5 protein-coding genes are annotated in these 4,988 nt (G+C 52.6%); 1 reads left to right on the forward strand and 4 read right to left on the reverse strand.

Annotation, left to right across the window (positions count from 1 at the left end; all coding sequences use genetic code 11):
- Positions 1-27: 27 nt before the first annotated feature.
- The 4 genes from PG883_RS22570 to PG883_RS22585 form a co-directional block, all read right to left on the reverse strand.
- A complete protein-coding gene (locus tag PG883_RS22570) occupies positions 28-765 on the reverse strand; it encodes a conjugal transfer protein TraG N-terminal domain-containing protein (protein WP_270808289.1) in 738 nt (245 codons plus the stop codon).
- 11 nt (positions 766-776) lie between these two features.
- Positions 777-2,111, reverse strand: a complete 1,335-nt coding sequence (locus PG883_RS22575; protein WP_114523095.1) for a conjugal transfer protein TraH — start codon at positions 2,109-2,111, stop codon at positions 777-779.
- Positions 2,111-3,214: a conjugal transfer protein TraF gene (traF, locus tag PG883_RS22580; protein ID WP_114523094.1), complete on the reverse strand. Its 1,104-nt coding sequence runs from the start codon at positions 3,212-3,214 to the stop codon at positions 2,111-2,113. Before traF ends, PG883_RS22575 begins: the two co-directional genes overlap by 1 nt.
- Before the next feature lie 213 nt (positions 3,215-3,427).
- Positions 3,428-4,165, reverse strand: a complete 738-nt coding sequence (locus PG883_RS22585; protein WP_270808291.1) for a hypothetical protein — start codon at positions 4,163-4,165, stop codon at positions 3,428-3,430.
- A 299-nt stretch (positions 4,166-4,464) separates the two neighbouring features.
- On the opposite strand from PG883_RS22585, the gene PG883_RS22590 reads away from it, so the two are divergent.
- A partial coding sequence (locus PG883_RS22590; protein ID WP_270808293.1) for a hypothetical protein occupies positions 4,465-4,988 on the forward strand: 524 nt, incomplete at its 3' end.

Raw genomic sequence — 4,988 nt, forward strand, 5'->3', positions numbered from 1 at the left:
ACCTTAGACCGCGCAAATGTTTGGATTTCAGGCAACCGCAGATCGTGTTTGATGAACTACGACAGGTTGCTTGATTTGGCGGGTGTTGCACTTCGGAGTTGAATTCGCGGTCGTCCAGTTGTTATTGTTGACCTTTATCGTATCAATGATGTCGGAAGGTCCAGCGTGCGAAATCGTGTTGAGTGACACATCCTGCGCTGGGCCACCTGTCACAAGGTCACGCCCCACGCAGTCCCTCATATAGTTATTGAGCGTTCCGCAATAATCGACGTTGCCCCCACCTAACATGCAGAGCGAACCGGTTATATAGTCTTGCTGATTGAGCTTCATCAGTGCCCGCAGCGGGTCAATGGTGCCGGTATTTTGCGCTCCATAACCGTTAATGGGGGTGATGACCTCAAAGGCTGTCTGCAGATCTTCGGTGATACGTGAGAGCAACGTGGTCGCGATACTACCCGAGATGGCGACTAGCAACGGCACATTATCAACCGTCTGCACCTGCTGGGTGATCCGGCTCTCTACGAGCACCGTGACCCTTGATGTCGGACCGGCGAGCATCATGAAGATGATCCAGCCAAAGAAGAAGTTTTGGACAGGCTTGTGCGAATCGTCGCTCACCCGTTGAAGAGCGGTGATAAACAGGAACAGCAGTGAAATCACTGCCGCACCGTAGTAGATGTTGTGCCCGTCAGAGAACATCATGGCCAGCGCATTGTACGCAGCCACGATCATGTCAAAGTTACCCGAGATGTAGACGTTCCACATGTACCGGCCCCCTACTTACTATTTCCAAGAACACGGATGAGCTGTTCTTGCTGCTGGAAGTTAAAGACCAGTTGTTGCTGGGCCAACAAGGTTTCATCGTTCAACTCGGCCATCTGCTGTACCAGCCCCTCCATTGCCTTATCGAGTTGCGCAACGAGGTGTGCTTCTTGATCCGATTTTTTGGCCCCCATCCAGTTTTTAAGCCGGGCAACAAAGCCACGGATAGAGGACGAGAGCACAGCATTGGACAGCACTTTGGAATAAAGGATGATGTTCGCGTCAGCCGTTCCTGGGGGGGCCTTTTCGAGGTACTGATAAAATGAGGCATCAAGCACCTTCGTGAAGTTCTGCTCTGAAGCATCGAGGTCAGTTTGGGCATAGATCTTTTTATGGATGGCCAACATCTGCTCGGCTAACGAGTCGGCAAGGCCCTTCCAGTTGGTAACGGTTTGCACTGCCGGGGTCATGCAATCTGCTTGGTCATTACCGCATGTGAGCAGTTGCACCTGAGAGGCAGAGTGAAGGAGATCTCGCGCCAAAAGAGTTGGCGGCCATGGCTTGATGTCGAAACTTGCTTGGTCGGCGTTATTATCAACCACAGTGACTACGATGGTTCCGAGCAACGAGTGCATCAACTCAGGCCAGTTGTACCCGGAGAGCCCTTCCACGGTCCAGCTTTTGACTGTTTGGTTTTTAAGCTGATCCCAAACCAGGTTGTACTCAGTATCTTTTATCGCATCAGGATCGGCCTTCTTGGCGGTACTGGCCTGATCAAGGGGAGATGCGTCGGCGTCGCCATCATCATTAAATATCCCTTTCACCACATTCATCGGCTTGAAGAACGAATTATCACTGACATGCTTCAAACCCTGTTCGCCCAATGCGTTATTGGCGATCATTTCATACGAGGCGGTACAGGCATCCCGGCTGTAAGCGTTGAGCTTATTTAGCTCAGCGGAGAGATATTCCAGGGTAGACATACAGGTGGCACACACCGCCTGCATACCTACTTGGAAGGCATAAGTTGCAGCGCCGTTTGCGATCCCTCGCATGACCTGCACCATCTGGTCCTTGTTGATGATGGAGAACGAACCGGTGAAGAAGTCCACTCCACCACAACCGACGTTCACCTTGGGCGGCACCACCGAGATGACGTTGGGGGTGATCTTCGGCACCCGCGCCACAAAGCCACCCCCGGTGGCCCCAAAGCGCTTCGCGGTGCTGAAGGTCGTGGGTTGGGTGCTGTTGGTCATCATGTCGGAGAAGATGGTCTTCATCGGGTTGTCAGCCATAGCGGGCTGACTACATAACCCAAAGACCAGCAACAGAAGTGATAGGTAGCGCATTATTGCTGTCCTCCTGACATTGCAACGGGAGCTAACTGAGAGTTGTGGCTCGGGAAGTTGAGCCGTGATTCAAGGTGAGCGATCAGGGCCTGCGGTCCTGCTTCGAGTTCACTCTTGGGGATGGCAACCAAGGACGGGGCATTGACCTGCGGCTGTTCGGGATCTGACACTGCTTGCTCACCGGATGGGGAGTCTGTCATCAGGTACTGGCGGACATCTCTCGATTCCTGCAGCTCCTGTTCGGTGATAAACCCGGCGGCCTGCGCTATGTAGAGAATGCTTTCGAGCATGTCCTCCAAGGTCACCAAGCCTTCACTGAGCTTGTGGATCTTCTGGCCGTCATTGGAGACGAGGAACATGCTGGGGGTCTTGGTTACGCCAAGCTGTTGGGACATCTGGCCGCCTGCATCGACCACCACATCCTCAAACTCTGTCCCCGGCAACGGTTGGCCATCCATAGAGACGGCCAGGATGTTGACGTGGTACATGCGCTCCAGATATTTGAGGATCGGACCCTCTTTTATGCAGTATTGGCAGGTTGAGGCATAGAAAAACCAGAGACCGGCCTTATCGAAGACCTTCTGGACTGCCGCCTGCTTCCCTGCCTTCACCTGCTCGTTATGAGATGTCAGTTGGAACTGGGTGACCGGCCGCCGGTTATCCTCGCTCATCTGCGGGTTCATGATATACATCCGGCGAGTTTCATCTTGGAATTTCGTGGCCATATCAACGGCCATCTTCTGTGCAAGCCAGTAGACCTTCACCTTTTCCATGTCACCCGGATTGTTCATCGCGTCGTCCAGTAACTTGGGCAGGTTGTCACGCAGCCACTTGACGTCGATCTCAACCATCTCACCGGGTGGTGGAGCAGCTGCTGGTTCGCTGGTCTCGGTAGGCTGCTCCTGCGACGCCTCTTCTTCTGTCGGATCCTGGTACCAGTGCCAGCCCTGTGTGGCTGCACTGTTTCTTTGCTCGATTCCCTGCAGATATGCCTCGCGCTCCTGCACGAGTTGAGCCTGCCGCTCTTCCATTGGATCTGCGGATACATGCGAGCTGGCCACCGCGGTTAGCAGGCATAACCCAAGGTACTTGCCTCTATTCATAAACGCACACCCTAAGCGTTAAAAGCTGATCTTGATTATATTCGTCATTGGGAAATGACCAACAGCTAAATGCGCTCATGGTGCAAAAACAGGCATTAATAGAGGGGGTTGAGGCTGGTTTTGCCAACGAGGGGACAGAAAAAACCCCAGATACCTATCGGTGCCTGGGGTCAATGGGAGCTGTTGTCTCTCAGGATAGCTGACTATGGAAGGTCAGCGACTTGGGTTGTCAAAGAAGGTCGGGGTCATCACATACTGCGCATCCAGATCCATGGCGTTGGCTTGGGTCAGATTGACCGGCGCTTCGACACTATGAAGTCCGCGCACGACCAGCAGACCGGACCTAGCAAAGTCATCACTGTTGGAGACCATGACAAAGGCGGGTGGCAGCTCGTAATCGAAACGCCCATTGCGCATGAGGTGAATGCTTCGCTTGCCCTTCACCAGCCAGGGCACATCTTGGATATTTCTACCGGACACGAACACCGCCTTCAGATCACCTCCATCACAGTAGTCCTTGTTGACCCCCGCAATCGACACCAACCCCCAATTATCCTGAGTTTGGATAAAGGCCATCTCCACCGGCGAGCCATCAATCGAGAAGTGTGCGCCTTCGACATTGGTAACGGGCATCCGATGGGTCGGGTTGATGCAGGCTTTAGTCAGCATCTCATCGAGCTGTTTGGACGAGTAAATATGGATGAGATAATCGAAGTCGGCTTCGGGCACGTTCTGGACATAAGAGAGCATCGTGGCGCTTAAACCGGTACGGGTATCGGTGATCTGGCGAGCCCCAGAAAGAGTGATGCTGTCCGCCAGACGCTCGTAGTGAGGGACAAAGTTATCCCCTACAAAGGCGTAATCGGGTTTGCTGGAACAGCCGCTACCCACTGCGATGGCCAGCAATAGTGCCGCCAGACATACCGGTTTTACCTTCAACAGACCGACCATTTTGCCCTCTCAGAAGCTGAAAAGCTGGTTATATATACAGCGCATTTTGGGGCCAGTATATCCTTCTGCCGATCGCTGACAAGAGCTTTGCTACAAAAAAACACTCATAATGCAGCTCTTTTCTACTTCTTTTTCTGCATTCTTTACTAAAAAATAAGCACCGAATTGTCAGGCCGCTTGACTGTGCGACTGAGCAGTTTATGATTAGGTCCATCCGATGACGCCTTAATGACACCAGATTGGCATCATTTCTCCACCACGCCAGTAACGCTACAGTGGCTCTTCATGAGAGGGAACGTATGAAAAAGGTAAAACTAGAACCCATCATCGCCGGTATCAACAATCATGTTGACCACTTTGACATCAAGGGTTCCATCCTGATCGAAAACGGCGACAACAAATATCTTATCGGCAAGGCCGCTACCGAACTCAGCAATTCAGGCGAGCGCATTCAAGGGGGCACCGTCGAGGACTTGCACTTCCAACTGCTCATCAAGTCCATACTTGCGCTGGGTCTGGGTGCAGGGGATCACGAAATTAGCGTGGGCTTCTCTGTATCATCGCACATCATGAATGAATTTCGCCGCGACCCTAGCAAGAATGCACTCAGCGACGACCATTTCGACACGCTTGCAGAGGCTGTTAAAGAGATCAGGTTCCGCGTCGGTAACACCGGTGCCACCACTCAGGTATGTCGAGTTAAATTACGACAAGAAGAAGTGCCGGTTCTCTACGAAACTCAAGCTGTCTATAATGTCATCCCTACTCGCGCTCAAACCTACGCGCTATTCCAGATTGGCGGCGGCGACTGGCAAAGTATGTT

Origin of the sequence: Aeromonas sp. QDB25, from assembly GCF_027707725.1 — a bacterium.
In the GTDB taxonomy this organism is placed as follows: domain Bacteria; phylum Pseudomonadota; class Gammaproteobacteria; order Enterobacterales; family Aeromonadaceae; genus Aeromonas; species Aeromonas caviae.